Source organism: Streptomyces sp. NPDC003032, assembly GCF_053591415.1.
On sequence record NZ_JBSFTT010000015.1, the window covers coordinates 103,411 to 122,622 of the forward strand.

Below are 19,212 nucleotides of genomic sequence, written 5' to 3' on the forward strand. Positions count from 1 at the left end.
CGCAATGGCACCTTCAGGCTCTCCAGGCCTCTTCAGGCTCTTCAGGCTCTTCAACAGCGGTGGTGGCTCACGCCTTGAGGTTCGCCCTGTCACCCATCACCACGACCGGGTGCTGCTCCGGGTCCAGCGTGCGCAGCAGATACCCCATGCCCGACTTGGACAGGCTCACGCAGCCCGACGTGCCGCTGCCGTGGTCCATGTGCAGCCAGATGCTGCCGCCCTTCGCCTGGCCCTGCGGGCGCGTCGGGTCGTTCGGCGGGGTGCCCTGGGCGCGGTTGTAGTCGATGGCGATGACGTAGTCGAAGTCGTGCCAGTGCGTCTTGGGCCAGTAGTGCGGGGCCTGCATGGAGGCCGACTGCGTGTACGGGAACTTGGCACCCGGGTCCGCGAGGACACCCCCCGCGTCGGTGAGCGTGAACACCCCGACCGGGCTGCGCTTGTCGTTCTCGCGGTGGTCGGTGGTCCAGCCCCTCTTCCCGTTGTGCGCGGGCCAGCTGCGGGTCTTCTCCCACGTGGTGTCCGTCTTCCCCGACTTCGTGTACAGCACGACGGTCGACTTCGCCGAGTCCTCGCCGTCGCCGTAGACCGCGACGACCTGACGGGAGTCCTCGGGAATCCTCGACCGCAGGCGGTCACCCACATCGGGAATGCTTTTGAGATCGACAGGCCTTTGATGAGCGCCCCCGGCGCCCTTGGCCTGCCCGGACCCGGCGTCGCCCTTCTCCGCCTCCGTCTCCGTCTTCGCCGAACTGCCGCCTCCGCTCCCGCAGGACGTCAGAAGGACCCCGCAGGCCGCTGCCGCGACCACCGCTCGCACCGCACCGGCTATACGCATCCGTCCATGGTCGCACCCGGCCCGCGATGCCCCGTCCAGCCCGCGCGCCCAGACGAAGACGGGCCGATTCTTTACCCCTGGACGGAAAATCGTTTGCCTCGGACCACCGTCCGACGCGAACCTTTCACGGTTTGTTACCGCCGCTCGCCTCTCCTGAGGTCGGAGCCGACGGCCACCGCTCCGAGTCCTGGGACGTCATGCAGATTCGCGATCTTCCGTATTCCGATCCCGGCCTCCCCGATGCCCGGTCAGGGCCACGCTTCCTGCTGTGGCTCGGCCGCAACCAGCTCGGGGGACAGCTCAGATCCCTCGCCTGGGGTCTGTTGCACTTCGGCTCGATCGCGGGCCTGCCCTACATGGTCGGCATCGCTGTGGAGGCCGTGCTCGACCGGTCCGGCGGACGGCTCGCCCTCGCGGGCGCGCTGATCGCTCTCCTCGGCGTGGCCATCGCGCTGGGCGACACGATGCTGCACCGCACGGCGGTCACCAACTGGATCACGGCAGCGGCCCGCGTACAGCAACTCCTCGCCCGCAAGACCGCCCTGCTCGGTTCCGCCCTCACCCAGCGCGTGGCGGCCGGTGAGGTCGTCGCGGTCTCCACCGGTGACGTCGAGAAGATCGGCTGGTTCGTGGAGGCGCTGTCGCGGTTCGCCGCGGCCGCGTTCACGGTCGTCCTGGTCTGCGTCGGCCTCCTTCTCTACCAGCCCGCGCTCGGTGTCGTCATCGCCGTCGGCATCCCGGTGCTCGCACTCGCCGTGCTCCCGCTGCTGCCGCCCGCCACGCGCCGGGCGGACTTCCAGCGCGAGAAGGCCGGACGGGCCACCGAGCTGGCGTCGGACACCGTCGCCGGTCTGCGGGTGCTGCGCGGCATAGGCGGCGAGGAACTCTTCCTCGACCGCTACCGCCGCGCCTCCCAGGAAGTCCGCACGGCCGCGGTGCGCAGCGCCCGAATGTGGGCCGTGATCTCCGCGATCCAGGTCCTGATGCCTGGCTTGCTACTGATCGCGGTCGTCTGGCAGGGCGTGCACCTCGCCCGCGACGGCCGGATCACCGTCGGCGAACTGGTCACCGTCTACAGCGCGGTGATGATGCTCAACTATCCGCTGCGGCACTTCGAGGAGATCGCCATGGCGTACTCCTTCTCCCGCCCCTCCGCGAAGCGGGCGGCACGAGTGCTCTCCCTGGAACGGACGGCGGAGCCGACGACCGAGCCCACGCAGGCGCGTACGGCGGGGCAGACCGAGAAGCCGCCCACCCCATCACCGGTCGGGGCCGGGGCCACGCGGTCCGGGCACGCCGAACGTCCATGGGCGGGCGGCGCCCGGCCCACCGGCGACCTGTACGACCCCGTGACGGGGCTTCTCGCCCCGGCCGGACGCCTCACCGCCGTGGTCTGCGGTGACCCGGACGAGGCGGGACGGCTCGCCGAACGTCTCGGCGGGCACCCCGCGTTCGAGGAGGCGACGGGCCTGCCGTCCGTACGTCTTGGAGACGTACCGCTCGATGACCTGCCGCTGTCCGCCGCGCGCACCGCCGTCCTGGTGCAGGACAAGGACCCTGTCCTGCTCTCCGGCACGCTCAGCGCGCTCCTCGACGTACCGTCGTCCGGAGCCGTCACCCCCGAGGAGGCGCTCGCGGCGGCGCAGTGCGCGGACGTCCTGGACGCACTGGCGCAGACGTCGGTGGATGACGACCCGATGGCCGCGCACCTCACGGAACGCGGTCGCTCCCTCTCCGGGGGCCAACGCCAGCGCCTCGCGCTGGCCCGCTCCCTGGTCGCCGACCCCGAAGCCCTGGTGCTCGACGAGCCGACGTCCGCCGTCGACTCGCACACCGAGGCACGGGTCGGCGACGGCATCCGGCGGCTGCGGGCCGGACGCACCACCGTGGTGCTCACCTCGTCGCCGCTGCTCCTCGACCGCGCCGAGCGTGTCGTCTTCCTGGCCGACGGCGAGGTCGCGGCGGTCGGCGCCCACCGTGAACTGACGCACAGCGAACCGCGGTACCGCGCGGTCGTGACCCGCGAAACCGACGACGAGCGCGCCCGTGTGGACGCCCTCACCGAATTCGACATCGAGGAGACGGCATGATCGGCCTGGCGCCACCGGAGTACGACCCGGCGGTCCCCACGACGGCGGAAACCCTGCCCATAGGCGCGACCGCGACCGTCCGCACCTACGTGCGCGAGCTGTTCCAGCGCCACCGCCGGGCCTTCCTGCTGCTCATCGCGGTGAACACACTCGCCGTGATCGCCTCGATGGCCGGTCCCTACCTTCTCGGCGACCTCGTCGAGAAGGTCTCGGACGGCGCCCGCGACCTCCATCTGGAGCGCACGATCGGCCTGTTCGCGCTCGCGCTCGCCGTGCAGGCCTTCTTCGTACGAGAGGTGCGGCTGCGTGGCGCGATGCTCGGCGAGCGGATGCTGGCCGACCTGCGGGAGGACTTTCTCGTACGGTCCGTCGGACTGCCGCCGGGAGTCCTGGAGCGGGCCGGGACGGGCGATCTGCTCTCCCGGATCACCACGGACATCGACCGCCTGGCCAACGCCATGCGCGAGGCCGTACCGCAACTCGCGATCGGCGTGGTCTGGGTGGCACTGCTGCTCGGCGGCCTTGTCGTGACCGCGCCGCCGCTGGCGCCCGCCGTCCTCGTCGCCGTACCGCTCCTCGTCGTGGGCTGCCGCTGGTACTTCAAGCGGGCCCCCTCCGCCTACCGCTCGGAGGCCGCCGGATACGCCGCCGTGGCCGCCGCACTCGCCGAGACCGTCGACGCGGGCCGCACCATCGAGGCACACCGGCTCGGAGAGCGCCGCATCGAACTGTCGGAACGCCGCATCAAGGAGTGGACCGCCTGGGAGCGGTACACCCTCTATCTGCGGTCGGTGCTCTTCCCCGTGATCACCTTCACCCACACCACCGTGCTCTGCTCGACGCTGATGATCGGCGGAGTCTTCGTCCTTCAGGGCTGGATCGGCGTGGGACAGCTGACCACGGGCGTGCTGATCTCCCAGATGCTCGTCGACCCGCTGGGGATCATCCTGCGCTGGTACGACGAGCTTCAGGTGGCCCAGGTCTCGCTGGCCCGGCTCGTCGGCGTGCGCGACATCGAACCGGACGCGGGCGACGCCTCCGTCATTCCCAAGGGACGCGTTGTCCTCGCGGACGACGTGCACTTCGGTTACCGCGAGGGCGTCGACGTGCTGCGCGAGGTGTCCCTCGCCGTCGAACCCGGCTCCCGCGTCGCCCTGGTCGGCCCGTCGGGCGCGGGCAAGTCGACGCTGGGCCGGCTGCTCGCCGGCATCTACGGGCCGCGCACCGGTCAAGTGACCCTGGGCGGCGCCGCGTTGTCCGACATGCCCGCGGAGGAGGTCCGCGCCCATGTGGCCCTGGTCAACCAGGAGCACCACGTCTTCGTCGGCTCCCTGCGCGACAACCTCCTCCTCGCCAGGACCGGGGCACGGGACGCCGAACTGTGGGCGGCACTCGGCGCTGTCGACGCGGCCGACTGGGCGCGCGGCCTCGACGAGGGGCTTGACACCGAGGTCGGCTCGGGCGGGTACGCACTGACGCCCGCGCAGGCGCAGCAGATCGCGCTGGCCCGTCTCGTCCTCGCCGACCCGCACACACTGGTCCTGGACGAGGCGACCTCGCTCCTCGACCCGCGCGCCGCACGCCACTTGGAACGCTCGCTCGCCCGCGTCCTGGACGGCCGCACGGTCGTGGCGATCGCCCACCGCCTGCACACCGCACACGACGCGGACGTCATCGCGGTGGTCGAGAACGGCCGGATCAGCGAACTCGGCAGCCACGACCAACTCGTATCCGCCGACGGCGCGTACGCGGCGCTGTGGCGGTCTTGGCACGGGTAGGGGGTTGCTGGCGGCAGGGCGCCTTACAGCCGCCCGGCCAGGGGTAATTAGGGTAGGCGGATGGCTGCATCGCCCACGGATCCCGGCACTCCCGACCGGCGCGGGCCTGCCCGTTACCTCTGGTGGGTGACCATCAGCCAGCGCCGACGGGTCGTGGCCGGAGCCCTGTTGGGCACGGCATGGATGATCTGTCTGACGCTGCCTCCGTACGTCCTGTCGCGTGCCATCGACGACGGTCTGCGGCCCGGCGATCAGGGGGAACTGGTCGGTTGGGTCGCGGTCCTGCTCGGCATCGGGGTGCTCAACGCCTGGCTGGCGATCATGCGGCACCGCACGATGACCCGGATCCGGCCGGACATCTAATTCCGCACCATACGTGTCGTGGTCGACCATGCGACCTGGCTCGGCGCGGCGCTGCCACGCCGTGTCTCGGCAGGTGAGGTCGTCACGATCGGGCACTCCGACGTGGGCGTCATCGGCCAGACCGTGACCGTGACGGGCCCCGGCGTGGGCCCGGTGATCGCCTACCTGGTGGTGGCCGCCCTGCTGCTGTCCGTCTCGGCTCTGCTCGCGGTGGTGGTGCTGGTCGGCGTGGTCGGCGTGCCGCTGCTCGCCGTGCTCGTCGGCCCGTTCCTCGGCCGTCTGCAGGGGGCCGAGGCCGCGTACCGGGAGCGGCAGGGCGCCCTCGCCGCCGTACTCGGCGATCTGGTCGGTGGGCTGCGGGTCGTCAACGGTCTGGGCGGCAAGGAGGTGTTCGCGGCTCGCTACCGCGACGGCTCGCGGAAGCTGCTGGCCGAGGGCAACCGCGTGGGCTCGTCGATGAGCTGGATCCAGGCCTTCGGGCTCGGCCTGCCCACGGTGTTCCTGGCCACCGTGACGTGGCTCGCCGCCCGCATGGCCGCGCAGGGGACCATCACGGTCGGCGAGCTGGTGGCCGTCTACGGCTACGTCGCCGTTCTCGTGGTGCCGGTGTCGTCCTTCATCGAGAGCGGCTACGACATCAGCCGGGGCTTGGTCTCGGCACGGCGTGTCGTGCGCTTCCTGAGCCTGGAGCCGGAGGACTTCTCGGCCGGGCCCGGGAAGGAACCAGACGGAGGGGAGGACTCCACGCGTCGGCTGCACGGGGATGACGCCGAGGTCAGAGTGAGCGAGGGCGGGCCCGTCGGAGGCAGGGGCGGGGACAGGGACAGAGGCGGGGACAGGGGCGGGGACGGGGACAGGGGCGGGGACGAGGACAGGGACGGGGACGGGCTGTGCGCGGAGGTGCCCGGTAAGCGTGTCCCCCCTGTCGACGGCCCCGAGGCGCCTTCCGTGCTGCACGATCCGCTCTCCGGCGTAAAGGTCACGCCCGGCCTCCTCACCGCGCTCGTCAGCGCCCGCACGTCGGACGCCACGGACGTCGTCGACCGCCTCGGCCGGTTCGCTCCTTCCCCGACCACCTGGGGAACGGTCCGCCTCGACGCCGTCGCCCTGGACCAGGTCCTCGCCCGGATCCTCGGCGCGGACAACGGAGCCGATCTCTTCGCCGGTACGTTGCGCGCGGCGATCTCCGGCCGCCACGACCCGGACGAGCAGACTCTCGCCCGCGTGGTCGAGGAGGCCGTGGCCCGCGACATCGTGCTCGGCCTTCCCGGCGGACTCGACGCCCACCTCGACTCCCACGGCCACAACCTCTCCGGCGGCCAGCGCCAGCGCCTCCGGCTGGCCCGGGCTCTGCTCGCCGACCCCGAGGTGCTGCTGGCCGTCGAACCCACCTCGGCGGTCGACGCCCACACCGAGGCCAGGATGGCGGCCCGTCTGCGCGCCGCCCGCAGCGGCCGCACGACCCTCGTGACCACCACCTCCCCTCTCGTCCTCGCCCAGGCCGACACCGTGTATTACCTGGTCGACGGGCAAGTGGCCGCCGTCGGCCACCACACCGATCTGCTGGCCGCCCACCGGGACTACCGAAGCCTGGTGTCGCGCGGCTCCATCGAGCAGGGCGAAGCGCACGACGATCCTGAGAATCACGACACACCAGCACCACAAGACCACGAGAATTCCCTCCCCTCCGCCGAACCGACTCATGAGGTCCTCCGATGACGCCGCCTGATCGCGGAGACAGACCCGAAGCCGCGCCCGGGCATCTGCCCGTCGCGGGCCGACGTGAGGTGAACCGCGCCGCGCTGGAGCTGATACGGCGGGATGCCCGGGCCTTCACTGCCATGATCGTTTTTGCTGCGCTCGCCGCGGCCGCGGGCCTCGTCGGCCCGTGGCTCCTCGGTCGCATCATCAACACGGTCCAGGACGGCGGCGGTGTCGAGGCCGTGGACCGCCTCCGGGGCACGCACCATCGAGGCCTTCGGTCTGCGGGAGCGTCGCATCGCGGAGAGCGAGGAGGAGATCGAACGGTGCGTCGCCGACCGTGACCGCACCCTCTTCCTGCGCAGCGTCCTCTTCCCGTCCATCGACATCTCGTACGTGATCCCGGTGGTCGCCGTGCTCCTCGTCGGCGGCGTCCTGCACGACCACGGCACGGTCAGTCTCGGCACGGTGGTCGCGTCGGCGCTGTACCTGCGCCAGCTCTCCCAGCCGCTGGACACGATCCTGCAGCGGGTCGAGGAGCTGCAGAGCAGCAGCGCCTCCTTTGCCCGCGTCGAGGGCCTGGCGGGCGCCCCGACGGGTACGGCCGACCGCACGACCTCGGCTGACGCCTCCGCCCCCGGCCGCGTCCCCGAGGACGACCGCATCGACGTCGACGGTGTGCTTTTCGCCTACGGCGACGGCGCCGAAGTCCTGCGCGGCGTCGACCTGTCCGTACGCCCCGGCGAACGCCTCGCCATCGTCGGCCCGCCCGGCGCGGGCAAGACCACCCTGAGCCGACTCCTCGCCGGTATCGACGCGCCGACCAACGGCACGGTGACCGTCGGCGGGGTGCCGATCGCCGACCTGTCCCCCGACCGGCTGCGGGCGACAGGTCGTCCTCGTCACCCAGGAGCACCACGTGTTCCTGGGCAGCCTCCGGGACAATCTGCTGGTCGCGGCGGAGTCCGCCACGGACGCCGAGCTGCACGCCGCCCTCACGGCGGTCGGTGCCGCATGGGCGGCAGACCTGCCGAACGGCCTGGGCACCGAGCTGGGCTCCGGCGGCCACCGGCTGCGCGGGGCACAGGCCCAGCAGCTGGCGCTGGCCCGGGTCGTGCTCGCCGATCCGCGCACTCTCATACTCGACGAGGCCACCGCGCTCCCGGACCCGACGACGGCACGCCACACCGAACGAGCTCTGGCCTCCGTCCTCCGTGGCCGGACCGTCATCGCCATCGCCCACCGTCTGCAGACCGCCCATGACGCGGACAGCGTCGCGGTCATGGAGGCGGGCCGGGTGATCGAGCTCGGCACCCACGAGGATCTCGTGACGGCCGAGGGATCCTACGCGGCGCTCTGGCACTCCTGGCACGGCGAGCGGCCGCCGGCCACCGGAGCCAAGGCCGACCTGTCCGGCACCAGGACTCGGACCGGCCCGCCCGCCACCGAGGCCCTGAGCGGCCGCTCGGGCACCTGAGCCGAGGCCCGCCCTCTTACGAGAGGCGACGATCAGATGAAGTTGAGCGCGGCCGCGCCGCCCACTCCCCCGAGCAGCATGAACACCGGCATCAACACCTTCAGCTCGACCCAGCTCCCGGCCCGGAAGCGCAACGCCTTCGGCGGCCCTATCGGGTACCAGCGCTTGCGGCCGATGGGAATGGGCCACAGGACCGGGCATCCGGAAACCGTCAAAGCGTCCCCGAGGTCGTGGACCAGCGCGCCAAGGACGATCGGCAGCCCCAGCCACAGATACTCCTGGCCGGGCGCGGTGAACAGCCAGTCCGAACCGTTGCCGGACTTGTCGAGCACCCCGGCGAGGATCCAGGCGCTCGTCGCGGCGAGCAGCCACACCAGCACATCGCTGCTCGACCCGCGCGCCGCCCGCCACAACAAGCCTTCGATGGCGAGCACCATGTGGACGAAGAGGATCGCGAGGACCGCCCAGCGCCCGCCGGATATGGCCAGGGCCGAGGCGCCTACCCCTATCAGCACCGCCCACAGCCAGGTGTGCGTCAGCGTGCGGTGCCCGCCCGAGCGACGCGGGTCCCCCTGCTTGCGCGTCGCCTTGTAGACGGCGTACGAGAGCTTGTCGACGATCTCGCACAGTCCCCGCGAGAGCGGTCCGAAGGCACGCGAGATGGTCGCCGACTTGTGGTCGAGGTCGGGCGCGAGCGCCGCCCCGGCACAGATCAGGGCTCCTACGAGGAGGACCGGCCAGGGCATCATGTGCCCCGCGGCCGCGGCGGCCGCGCCGACTCCGAGCCAGGCCGCCGCCCCCGACAGTGAGTGTGCCGGTCCCATCATTGCTGCTGCCCGCCCCATTTCCATTGTTCTGACGCCCCGTTGGCGACACAGCGTAGCGTTCGTGATCTTCGTGGAGACCGCCGGTTCCCTGATCAGGTGAGAAGGAGGGCAAGATGGGGGTGTGACCCTTATCGATCAGCTGCCGCCGGATGCCGACCCAGATGCCCTCTTCGAAGCCTTCTCGTCGTGGGCCGAGGACCAGGGGATCACCCTCTACCCGGCCCAGGAGGAGGCGCTGATCGAGGTGGTCTCCGGGGCGAACGTGATCTTGTCCACTCCGACCGGTTCGGGCAAGAGCCTGGTCGCGGCGGGGGCCCACTTCACAGCTCTCGCCCAGGACAAGGTCACCTTCTACACGGCGCCCATCAAGGCGCTGGTGTCGGAGAAGTTCTTCGACCTGTGCAAGCTCTTCGGCACCGAGAACGTCGGCATGCTCACGGGCGACGCGTCGGTCAACTCCGACGCCCCCGTCATCTGCTGCACGGCCGAGGTCCTCGCCTCCATCGCGCTGCGGGACGGCAAGGCCGCCGACATCGGCCAGGTCGTGATGGACGAGTTCCACTTCTACGCCGAGCCGGACCGCGGCTGGGCCTGGCAGATCCCGCTGCTCGAACTGCCGCAGGCGCAGTTCATCCTCATGTCGGCGACGCTCGGCGACGTCTCCATGTTCGAGAAGGACCTGACGCGCCGCACGGGCCGGCCCACCTCGGTGGTGCGCTCGGCGACGCGCCCCGTGCCGCTGTCGTACGAGTACCGCCTGACGCCGATCACCGAGACGATCACCGAGCTGCTCGAGACCAAGCAGGCACCGGTCTACATCGTGCACTTCACGCAGGCCCAGGCTGTCGAGCGCGCGCAGTCGCTGATGAGCATCAACATGTGCACGCGCGAGGAGAAGGACAAGATCGCCGACCTGATCGGCAACTTCCGTTTCACCACCAAGTTCGGCCGCAACCTTTCGCGCTACGTGCGACACGGCATCGGCGTGCACCACGCGGGCATGCTGCCCAAGTACCGCCGCCTCGTGGAGAAGCTCGCCCAGGCAGGCCTCCTGAAGGTCATCTGCGGCACGGACACCCTCGGCGTCGGCGTCAACGTCCCGATCCGCACGGTCCTGTTCACCGCGCTCACCAAGTACGACGGCAGCCGTGTCCGCACTCTGCGCGCGCGGGAGTTCCACCAGATCGCCGGGCGGGCCGGGCGCGCGGGCTTCGACACCGCGGGCCTCGTGGTCGCCCAAGCACCCGAGCACGTCATCGAGAACGAGAAGGCGCTCGCCAAGGCGGGCGACGATGCGAAGAAGCGCCGCAAGGTGGTGCGCAAAAAGGCTCCGGAGGGCTTCGTCGGCTGGACGGAGAACACCTTCGAGAAGCTCATCGCCTCCGACCCGGAACCGCTGACCTCCCGCTTCCGGGTCACGCACACCATGCTGCTGTCCGTGATCGCCCGCCCCGGCAACGCCTTCGAGGCGATGCGCCACCTCCTCGAGGACAACCACGAGCCGCGCAAGCAGCAGCTGCGGCACATCCGCCGGGCCATCGCGATCTACCGCTCGCTCCTCGCCGGCGGCGTCGTGGAGAAGCTCGACCAGCCGGACGCCACGGGCCGCATCGTGCGCCTGACGGTCGACCTGCAGCAGGACTTCGCTCTGAACCAGCCGCTGTCGACGTTCGCCCTCGCCGCCTTCGAAGTCCTCGACCCAGAGTCGCCTTCGTACGCCCTCGACATGGTGTCCGTCGTCGAATCCACCCTCGACGACCCACGCCAGATCCTCGCGGCCCAGCAGAACAAGGCGCGCGGCGAGGCCGTGGCGCTGATGAAGGCGGACGGTGTCGAGTACGAGGAGCGGATGGAGCGGCTCCAGGACATCACGTACCCGAAGCCTCTGGAGGAGCTGCTCTTCCACGCGTACAACACCTACCGCACGAGCCACCCGTGGGTCGGTGACCACCCGCTCTCCCCGAAGTCCGTCGTCCGCGACATGTACGAGCGGGCGCTGTCCTTCACCGAGTTCACGTCCTTCTACGAGCTCGCCCGCACCGAGGGCATCGTGCTGCGTTACCTCGCGAGCGCGTACAAGGCCCTGGAGCACACCATCCCGGACGACCTCAAGTCCGAGGACCTGGAGGACCTGATCGCCTGGCTCGGCGAGATGGTCCGTCAGGTCGACTCCAGCCTCCTCGACGAGTGGGAGCAGCTGGCCAACCCCGAGGTCATGACGGCGGAGGAGGCCCAAGAGCGGGCCGACCAGGTCAAGCCGGTCACGGCCAACGCCCGCGCCTTCCGCGTCCTGGTGCGCAACGCGCTGTTCCGCAGGGTCGAGCTGGCCGCCCTCGACCACGTCGAGGAGCTCGGCGAACTGGACGGCGAAACCGGCTGGGACGCGGACGCCTGGGGCGAGGCCATGGACAAGTACTGGGACGAGTACGAAGATCTCGGGACCGGCCCCGACGCGCGTGGCCCCAAGCTGCTGCTCATCGAGGAGGATCCCGAGCACGGTCTGTGGCGCGTCCGGCAGACGTTCGCCGACCCGAACGGCGACCATGACTGGGGCATCAGCGCGGAGGTCGATCTCGCGGCCTCCGACGAGGAAGGCCGTGCCGTCGTCCGGGTCACGGACGTCGGCCAGCTCTGAACACCCCGAGGAACCGCGTGTCCCGGACAGGAGTCGAGGAACTGTCATGAACAATCCCGCCGACCGGCTGGTCGACCTGCTGGACCTGGAGCAGATCGAGGTCAACATCTTCCGGGGCCGCAGCCCGCAGGAGTCCCTGCAGCGGGTGTTCGGCGGGCAGGTCGCCGGGCAGGCCCTGGTGGCAGCGGGCCGCACCACCGAGGGTGACCGCCCGGTGCACTCGCTGCACGCGTACTTCCTGCGCCCGGGCCGACCGGGCGTGCCCATCGTGTACCAGGTGGAGCGGGTCAGGGACGGTCGCTCCTTCACGACACGCCGCGTCACCGCTGTCCAGCAGGGCCGCACGATCTTCAACCTCACCGCCTCCTTCCATCAGCCCGAACAGGGCGCCTTCGAACACCAGCTGCCGCCGCGCATCACGGCTCCCGACCCTGAGTCGCTCCCGACGGTCGCCGAGGAGATCACGGAGCACCTCGGCGCGCTCCCCGAGCAGCTGGAGCGCATGGCCAGGCGCCAGCCCTTCGACATCCGCTATGTGGACCGGCTGCGCTGGACCGCCGAGGAGATCAAGGACTCCGAGCCGCGCAGCGCGGTGTGGATGCGCGCCGTCGGCCCGCTGGGCGACGACCCGCTCGTGCACACCTGCGCGCTCACCTACGCGAGCGACATGACGCTCCTGGACGCCGTGCGCATCCCGGTGGAGCCGCTCTGGGGGCCGCGTGGCTTCGACATGGCGTCGCTCGACCACGCCATGTGGTTCCACCGTCCCTTCCGCGCGGACGAATGGTTCCTTTACGACCAGGAGTCCCCCATCGCGACGGGGGGTCGCGGCCTCGCCCGGGGCCGCATCTACGACATCGAGGGCAGGCTCCTGGTGTCGGTCGTTCAGGAAGGGCTGTTCCGCCCGTACGGGGAACGCCACATGGACAGCCCGACAGCAGGAGCGTGAGCGACATGGGACCCATATGGGAGGCATGGTGCGACGGATCGACGTGGCCGAGAGACGGGCGCGGCTGGCGCTGCGCCACCGGCTGACGGCCGACACCAGGTCGGACGATCCGGTCGAGGTGGCACGCTCTCTGCTGGCGCTGCACGGCACCGATCCGTCGTCGGTGTACGTGGGCGCCTGGGCCCGCATGCGGGACGGCCGTGTGGCGGACGTGGAGCAGGCACTGTACGAGGACCGGTCGCTGATCCGGTTCATGGGGATGCGCCGCACGGTGTTCGTGACGTCCCTCGATGTCGCTCCTGTGCTGCAGGCCGCGTGCTCGCGAGCCATCGCCGCCCGTGAGCGCCGCCTGCTCCTGACGATGCTGGCGGAGTCCGGTGCCGCTGCCGACGCGGCCGGAGTCGCGGCGTGGCTGGCGGCGACCGAGGAGGTGGCGCTGCGGGCACTCAAGGAGCGCGGCGAGGCGACCGCGGCCGAATTGGCGAGCGACGACCCGCGCCTCGGCACGGAGCTGGTGATGGCGCGCGGCAAGAGCTACGAGGGCCGGCAGAAGCTGGCCAGCAGGCTCCTTCTGCTCCTCGCCGCCGAGGGCCATGTCGTACGCGGACGCCCGCGCGGCACCTGGACCTCGCACCAGTACCGCTGGGCCCCGCTGACAGATTGGTTTCCCGGTGGGCTCACCCACTGGGCCACCCAGGAGGCCGAGACGGAGCTCGCCCGGCGCTGGCTGCGGACGTTCGGCCCGGCCACGGCGGACGACCTGCGCTGGTGGGCGGGATGGACCAAGACCCAGACGAAGCGGGCGTTGACCGAACTGCGCCCCGTCGAGGTGGACCTGGACGGGATGCCCGGCCTGCTGCTCCCCGACGACGTGGTGGAGACCTCCCGGCCGGAGCCGTGGGCCGCTCTGCTGCCGGCGCTGGACTCGACTCCGATGGGTTGGCAGAACCGCGGCTGGTTCCTCGGCGACCACGGCCCGCGCCTGTTCGACAAGAACGGCAACATCGGCCCGTCCCTGTGGTGGAACGGCCGGATCGTGGGCGGCTGGGCCCAGGACGGCCGAGGTGAGATCGTGTGCAGGTTCCTCGAGGACGTCGGAGCGGACGCGCGGAGCGCGGTGCGGGCTGAGGCCGAGCGTCTCGCCGCGCGCCTGGGCGGCGTGCGGCTCACCGCGCGCACTCGCGGCCGCACATGGCTCGAGGAGGAATTGGCCGCTTAACGACGCCTGGGCAGGGTTGGGGTGGGGCAGGTCAGACATCTGTGCCTCCGTTCAAGGTGAATTACAGAATGGGCAAGGAAGACAGCTCGATGAGCGAGGCAACGAGGGGGAACGAGCAGTTGAACGGGAATGTGATGGACGACAGGAATCGGTTGCTTGCCGAGGCCGTGGTTCTGCGCAAGGCAGGCCGAGGCGAGGAGGCCCGAGAGCGGCTCGTCGCCCTTTCCGCGCGGTTTCCTCAGGACACTGAAGTGGCCTACCAGACTGCTTGGATCCACGACTCTCTCGGCCTGGAGGCCGAGGCTGTCCCCTACTACAAGCGCGCGCTCGCTGGGACGGGCCTTTCCGACGACGACCGCCGCGGGGCCCTTCTGGGTCTGGGCAGTACCTACCGCGTCCTTGGCCGCTATGAGGAAGCCGTTGCCACACTCGGCGGCGCGGCGACCGAGTTCCCCGACGACGGTGCGCTCAAGACGTTCCTGGCCATGGCGCTGTACAACACCGGCCGGGCACACGACGCGATGGAAATGCTCCTGACACTGCTTGTCGCCACGAGTAAGGATCCGGGGATCGCAGGCTACCGACCTGCCATCGAGGAGTACGCCAAGGACCTCGACGCGACGATGTAATGCTGCGATGCGGGCAGAGGTGGCGCCGCCGGCCTACGCCCGCCTGCGGCGCAGCCACTTCAACAGACCCCGTGATTCTTGTGCAGAAGTGTCGATCGCGACGTCCCTCGGCGGCTCCGGTTCCTCGGCGTGGGTTGCCGGTTCAGGCACGGACCGTGGCGCGGGCCGAGGCGCCGGGTGCTGAGCGCGGGCCTGAGCGAGGCCGATCAGCAAGCTGGAGCGCAACCAGCGAATCTCGTCGGGATCGTCCGCGGTCGTGATCCTCTCGACGATTCGCGCCACGGGAGAATCCGGTGCTCCGTGCGTGCGCGGCACGGGCTTGAGCCGGTTGAGATAGGCACGTTCGTACGGATCTCTGATGATCTCCGCGATCTGTACCGGGTCCAGCAGGGAGGCCATGGCGGCGGCACGCTCCCACGGATCCTCGGACTGCCGCAGCAGGGAGTCCGCGTGCCGGCCCCGCCAGTTGCGCGCCCTCAGGTCTTGGCCCTCGTCAAGCCGTGCGAGCAGCGCTCCGGGCATGCGCCTGGTGAGAAGGCTCGCGTTCGACTCGGTCTGGGCGAACTGACGTAGTTCTTCGGCGAGATAGAGCCAGACGACGGCCCTGTACCGGTTCAGGTAAAATTTTACCGGCGTCAGCGCGCCGACGCGGGCGAGGCGGGTGAAGCGGGTCGAGCTGATGTCCATGAGCGCCGCGCCCTCGGTGGTGCCCACGGCTCTGATGCTCTCTCGCAGCGACTCGGGGAACCCTTCGCTTCCGCGCACGCGATCGATCTCCTCGCGGGTGACGCGGCGCTGGCCGCCCGCCCCGTCTCCGACCGTACGGATGCGTCCCAGCATCACCGCGAGATCGAAGTCGCCGCGCTTCAAGCCGAGTTCCCGCGCGGCGCCGCTCGGCGTGAGCGATGGCCGGACGACCTTCGCGGTCGCTGCGGTCGCCGTCTGCGCGACGGTGTCACTTGTCATGGTGGTTCTCCCCCGTGAGGCGTGATTGCTCTCGGGAAAAACCGTAGCCCGACCACCGCGATCCCCGCTGGACCTGTGGATAACTCTTGTCGTGGCAGCGTCAGCGCTGGTCAGGGGCCCACGACGGGCGTGCGTTCCGGCTGCCGGGCTCCCACGCCCAAGTGCTCTCCCACGCGGTTCACGAGCAGCGTCATCTCGTAGGCGACCTGACCTATGTCGGCCTCCGCGGAGCTGAGGACACAGAGGCAACTGCCGTGGCCCGCCGCGGTGACGAAGAGGACGGCGTCGTCGAACTCGATCATTGTCTGGCGCACATTGCCGGCGTGGAAGTGACGTCCCGAGCCCTTGGCCAGGCTGTGAAGTCCCGAGGAGACCGCGGCAAGATGCTCCGCGTCCTCGCGCTTCAGATCTGAACTCGCCCCCGTCACCAGTCCGTCGTTGGACAGCACCAGCGCATGCCGTACATGCTCCATCCGCTGCGTCAGGTCATCCAGCAGCCAACCCAGCCCCGTGCTCTGCCCCATGGTCCCGTCTCCCCGCGTCCGCTCCCCCTGGCTGGAGGATCTGACCTGCCAGCCTTCCCCACGACCGGCGCCCCGGCAAGCATGATGGGGCCATGGCACAGAAGATGACCGATGATCAATGGCGGGCTTTCGTCTCGCACGGCACACGAACCGGCAAGCTCTCGACCGTCCGGGCGGACGGCAGCCCGCACATCGCACCGATCTGGTTCCTGCTCGACGGTGACGACCTGGTGTTCAACACCGGCAAGGAGACGGTCAAGGGGCGAAACCTGGCACGCGATGGGCGCGTGGCCCTGTGCGTGGACGACGATCAGCCCCCGTTCGCCTTCGTCGTCCTGCAAGGCCGCGCCGAGTTGTTCGAGGACATCGAGCAGGTTCGGCACTGGGCCGCCCGGCTCGGCGCACGTTACATGGGTGAAGATCGGGCCGAGGAGTTCGGCGAGCGTAACGGCGTACCCGGTGAACTCTTGGTGCGCGTGAGGGTCGACAAGGTGCTCGCGTACTCCGCAGTCTCCGACTGAGGGTTCAGCCCACCGAGTCGAGCAGCCGGGCGGTATGCATCCGCCCTGCGTACTCGACCAGTCGTATCAGCACCTCCTTCCCTGAGTCGCGTCCCGCGCGTCACACAGCACCACCGGCGTGCCGTGGTCGAGGTCCAAGGCGCGTGAGACGTCTTGCGCGCCGTACGTACGCGCGTGGGCGAAGCAGTTGACGGCCACGACGAAAGGGATGCGGCGGTGCTCGAAGTAGTCCACGGCGGGGAAACAGTCCTCCAGGCGACGGGTGTCCGCGAGGACGACGGCACCGAGGGCGCCCTGCGACAGCTCGTCCCACAGGAACCAGAAGCGGTCCTGTCCAGGGGTGCCGAAGAGGTACAGCGACAGGCCGGACCGGATGGTGATGCGGCCGAAGTCCATGGCGACGGTCGTCGTGGTCTTCCGGTCGACGCCTTCGGCGTCGTCCACCGACTGGCCTGCTTCGCTGAGCAGTCCCTCGGTGCGCAGGGGGCGAATTTCGCTGACCGCTCCGACCAGGGTGGTCTTGCCCACCCCGAAGCCGCCCGCCACCAGGATCTTCAGCGCCATGGCGGCGTTGTCGTCGCCCGTGGCGTCAGAGTGCTCGGAGCCCATCGATCACCTCTCGGAGAATCTTTTCGTCGGGAAGCCGTGCGGGTGGCACCGGTCGGCTGACCTTGACGGAGCCCGTCTCAAGCAGGTCGCCGAGCAGCACCCTGACCACGCCTACGGGCAGATCGACGCCGGCGGCGAGCTCGGCGACGGACTGCGTCTCGGAGTGGCACAGTGGGATGAGCGCCCGGTGTTCGGGGCCGAGCGTGGTGTCGTCGAGGCCTGTGGCGCCGACGTCGAGCGCGGTGTCGTCGAGGCCCGCGGTGCCGGCGTCGAGCGTCACAAGTGCGATCAGGTCGAAGCGGACGCCGCTCGGTCCCGGCTCGGTCCGCCCGCCTGTCATCGCGTAGGGCCGGACGAGAGGCCCCGCTTCGTTGTCGTACCACTGGCTGCCCGGCTGATGCGGGATGCCGGTCGAGTCCTCGCTCATGGGTACCGGACGCTCTCCGTCATCCGGCTGCGGGAGGTTGCGCGGTGAAGCGCGCCGGCGTGTGGAGGTGCTCGCCCACTCGCTTGACCAGGCGGGCCATCTCGTACGCGACGAGGCTCCGATGTCGGCCGTCACGGAGCTGCGGACGGTGAGGCAGGAGCCGTCACCCGCCGCCGCCACGAATAGGAAGGCGTCGTCCATCTCGACCATGGTCTGGCGTACTCCCCCGGTCCTGAAATGGCGGCCCGCTCCCTTGGCGAGGCTGTGAAAGCCCGAGGCGACGGCGGCCAGGTGCTCGGCGTCCTCGCGGGTGAGGGCTGTCGACGCGCCGACCGGCAGGCCGTCGTTGGACAACACCACCGCGTGCCGCACTCCGCCGACGCGCAGCACCAGGTCGTCCGTCGTCCAGCAGCCAGTCGAGTTCGCCGGTCCGCTCGGCGGGAATGCCCTGGTCCTGGATCACGCGGGTTCTCCTTCGCTGCTGTCGCTGCCCGGTGCGGACCCTGAGGTATCGGGGACCGAACCGACGATGCCTGGGAGCGGGCCTCCACCGCGTGCCCAGCCGTCGCGGTAGGCGGTCATGCGGTCGCGCACCTGCTCTGGGCTGCGCTCGTCGTCTCCCCGCCGCTCGCGGGGTCCTCTGCGTCTGTGGAGTGGCCTTCGCTCAGTTGGGGGGCGAGGCTCGCCTGACGTACCCGACGGGGCAGTCCATCTGTCTCCTCCTGGGCATCCCGATCATCGCGATCCCTGCGCGGCCGCAAGGTGGTGACACCTGGCGGCGGGGGCGGCTGTGTCGCGGCCGACAGGGCGGGGCGGGGTGCTGCCGCCGGAACCGAGGTGCCGTTCATGCGCTGCGGCGGTGTGCCCTGCACGCGTGCGTGCTCCCTCTCCAGGGCCGCCTTGCGCTGCACGGTGTGAGGCTCCGCGCTCTGCACCGTGCCGCTGTGCGGCAGCGTGGTGGGCAGGAGCACGACCGCGGTGGTCCCTCCGTAAGGAGACCGTAGATGCACCTTGATGCCGTGCCGAGCGGCGAGCCTGCTGACCACGAAGAGGCCCAGCTGATCGCTGTCGAACAGGTCGAGCGCCTCGGAGTGCTCTATGCGCGGTTGGCCTCGGTGAGCATCTCCGCTCCCATGCCAAGGCCACGGTCCTCGATCTCCAAGGCGTAGCCGTTGCCGACCGGTTCTCCGCTGACCCGCACCTTGGTGTGGAGAGGTGAGAACTGTGCGGCATTCTCGATGAGTTCGGCGGGGAGGTGGGTGAGGTCGGCGACGGCTGTTCGCACAGCCGAGGCCGCGGGAAGCTGGCGCACCTCCACGCGCGCGTAGTCCTCGACTTCCGAGACTGCCGCGCGGACCACATCGGTCAGGGAGACCGGCATCCGCCAGGCTCGGCCCGGTGCGGCTCCGGAGAGGATGATCAAGCTCTCCGCGTGGCGCCTCATACGGGTCGTCAGGTGATCGACGCGGAAGAGATCGCTGAGCTCGTCAGGATCGTCGGCCCTGCACTCCATGGTGTCGAGGGGGCCGAGCTGGCGGTGCACGAGGATCTGGCTCCTACGCCAGATTGACGAACACTCCAGAGATCCCGTCGGCGAGTTCCGCGCCGAGAGGGCTCTGAACGATCGCGTCACGCTCGAACGAGTGCGCCCAACGCGCGTGC

14 protein-coding genes and 4 pseudogenes are annotated in these 19,212 nt (G+C 70.2%); 10 read left to right on the forward strand and 8 right to left on the reverse strand.

The features are described 5' to 3' along the window. Window positions 1-67: 67 nt before the first annotated feature. The gene (locus ACWDZ7_RS22140) at window positions 68-835 is read right to left on the reverse strand and encodes a L,D-transpeptidase family protein (RefSeq protein WP_451799104.1); all 768 of its coding nucleotides are present in this window, start codon (window positions 833-835) and stop codon (window positions 68-70) included. Window positions 836-1,032: 197 nt separating this feature from the next. On the opposite strand from ACWDZ7_RS22140, the gene ACWDZ7_RS22145 reads away from it, so the two are divergent. The 5 genes and pseudogenes from ACWDZ7_RS22145 to ACWDZ7_RS22165 all read left to right on the forward strand — a co-directional run bounded on the left by ACWDZ7_RS22145 (window position 1,033) and on the right by ACWDZ7_RS22165 (window position 8,244). Then, window positions 1,033-2,925 (forward strand): ABC transporter transmembrane domain-containing protein, encoded by a 1,893-nt coding sequence (locus ACWDZ7_RS22145; protein WP_451799233.1) that lies wholly within the window; start codon window positions 1,033-1,035, stop codon window positions 2,923-2,925. After that, the gene (locus ACWDZ7_RS22150) at window positions 2,922-4,703 is read left to right on the forward strand and encodes an ABC transporter ATP-binding protein (RefSeq protein ID WP_451799106.1); all 1,782 of its coding nucleotides are present in this window, start codon (window positions 2,922-2,924) and stop codon (window positions 4,701-4,703) included. Before ACWDZ7_RS22145 ends, ACWDZ7_RS22150 begins: the two co-directional genes overlap by 4 nt. A 60-nt stretch (window positions 4,704-4,763) precedes the next feature. Next, a complete protein-coding gene (locus tag ACWDZ7_RS22155) occupies window positions 4,764-5,066 on the forward strand; it encodes a hypothetical protein (RefSeq protein ID WP_451799107.1) in 303 nt (100 codons plus the stop codon). A gap of 18 nt (window positions 5,067-5,084) precedes the next feature. After that, window positions 5,085-6,785, forward strand: a complete 1,701-nt coding sequence (locus ACWDZ7_RS22160) for an ABC transporter transmembrane domain-containing protein (protein WP_451799109.1) — start codon at window positions 5,085-5,087, stop codon at window positions 6,783-6,785. Beyond that, a pseudogene (locus ACWDZ7_RS22165) lies at window positions 6,782-8,244 on the forward strand (ABC transporter ATP-binding protein). Before ACWDZ7_RS22160 ends, ACWDZ7_RS22165 begins: the two are co-directional and overlap by 4 nt. 32 nt (window positions 8,245-8,276) lie before the next feature. On the opposite strand, the gene ACWDZ7_RS22170 reads toward ACWDZ7_RS22165, so the two are convergent. Then, window positions 8,277-9,071: a metal-dependent hydrolase gene (locus ACWDZ7_RS22170; RefSeq protein ID WP_451799110.1), complete on the reverse strand. Its 795-nt coding sequence runs from the start codon at window positions 9,069-9,071 to the stop codon at window positions 8,277-8,279. Between the two features lie 121 nt (window positions 9,072-9,192). On the opposite strand from ACWDZ7_RS22170, the gene ACWDZ7_RS22175 reads away from it, so the two are divergent. The 4 genes from ACWDZ7_RS22175 to ACWDZ7_RS22190 all read left to right on the forward strand — a co-directional run bounded on the left by ACWDZ7_RS22175 (window position 9,193) and on the right by ACWDZ7_RS22190 (window position 14,503). After that, on the forward strand, window positions 9,193-11,706 hold the full coding sequence (locus ACWDZ7_RS22175) for a DEAD/DEAH box helicase (RefSeq protein WP_451799111.1): 2,514 nt from the start codon (window positions 9,193-9,195) through the stop codon (window positions 11,704-11,706). 46 nt (window positions 11,707-11,752) lie between these two features. Continuing rightward, window positions 11,753-12,655 (forward strand): acyl-CoA thioesterase, encoded by a 903-nt coding sequence (locus tag ACWDZ7_RS22180; protein ID WP_451799113.1) that lies wholly within the window; start codon window positions 11,753-11,755, stop codon window positions 12,653-12,655. Window positions 12,656-12,680: 25 nt separating this feature from the next. After that, complete coding sequence (locus tag ACWDZ7_RS22185; protein ID WP_451799115.1) at window positions 12,681-13,874, forward strand: winged helix DNA-binding domain-containing protein; 1,194 nt, start codon at window positions 12,681-12,683, stop codon at window positions 13,872-13,874. 134 nt (window positions 13,875-14,008) lie between these two features. Then, the gene (locus ACWDZ7_RS22190; RefSeq protein WP_451799234.1) at window positions 14,009-14,503 is read left to right on the forward strand and encodes a tetratricopeptide repeat protein; all 495 of its coding nucleotides are present in this window, start codon (window positions 14,009-14,011) and stop codon (window positions 14,501-14,503) included. A 33-nt stretch (window positions 14,504-14,536) separates the two neighbouring features. Here ACWDZ7_RS22190 and ACWDZ7_RS22195 read toward each other — a convergent pair whose 3' ends face one another. Both ACWDZ7_RS22195 and ACWDZ7_RS22200 read right to left on the reverse strand, forming a co-directional pair. After that, entirely contained in the window at window positions 14,537-15,469 is a 933-nt protein-coding gene (locus tag ACWDZ7_RS22195; RefSeq protein WP_451799116.1) for a DUF6397 family protein, read from the reverse strand. 110 nt (window positions 15,470-15,579) lie between these two features. Then, the gene (locus ACWDZ7_RS22200) at window positions 15,580-15,993 is read right to left on the reverse strand and encodes a roadblock/LC7 domain-containing protein (protein WP_451799118.1); all 414 of its coding nucleotides are present in this window, start codon (window positions 15,991-15,993) and stop codon (window positions 15,580-15,582) included. Window positions 15,994-16,085: 92 nt separating this feature from the next. Between ACWDZ7_RS22200 and ACWDZ7_RS22205 the strand changes: the two genes are divergently transcribed. After that, a complete protein-coding gene (locus tag ACWDZ7_RS22205) occupies window positions 16,086-16,514 on the forward strand; it encodes a PPOX class F420-dependent oxidoreductase (protein WP_451799119.1) in 429 nt (142 codons plus the stop codon). Between the two features lie 4 nt (window positions 16,515-16,518). Here ACWDZ7_RS22205 and ACWDZ7_RS22210 read toward each other — a convergent pair. The 4 genes and pseudogenes from ACWDZ7_RS22210 to ACWDZ7_RS22225 all read right to left on the reverse strand — a co-directional run. Further along, window positions 16,519-17,123, reverse strand: a pseudogene (locus tag ACWDZ7_RS22210) (GTP-binding protein). Continuing rightward, window positions 17,104-17,550 carry a DUF742 domain-containing protein gene (locus tag ACWDZ7_RS22215; protein ID WP_451799121.1) on the reverse strand — a complete coding sequence of 149 codons (447 nt, stop codon included), beginning with the start codon at window positions 17,548-17,550 and terminating at the stop codon, window positions 17,104-17,106. Before ACWDZ7_RS22215 ends, ACWDZ7_RS22210 begins: the two are co-directional and overlap by 20 nt. 19 nt (window positions 17,551-17,569) lie before the next feature. Then, window positions 17,570-18,013: pseudogene (locus tag ACWDZ7_RS22220) on the reverse strand (roadblock/LC7 domain-containing protein). Further along, window positions 18,010-19,154: pseudogene (locus ACWDZ7_RS22225) on the reverse strand (sensor histidine kinase); the annotation flags it as partial. The pseudogenes ACWDZ7_RS22225 and ACWDZ7_RS22220, both read right to left, overlap by 4 nt. Window positions 19,155-19,212 lie beyond the last annotated feature (58 nt).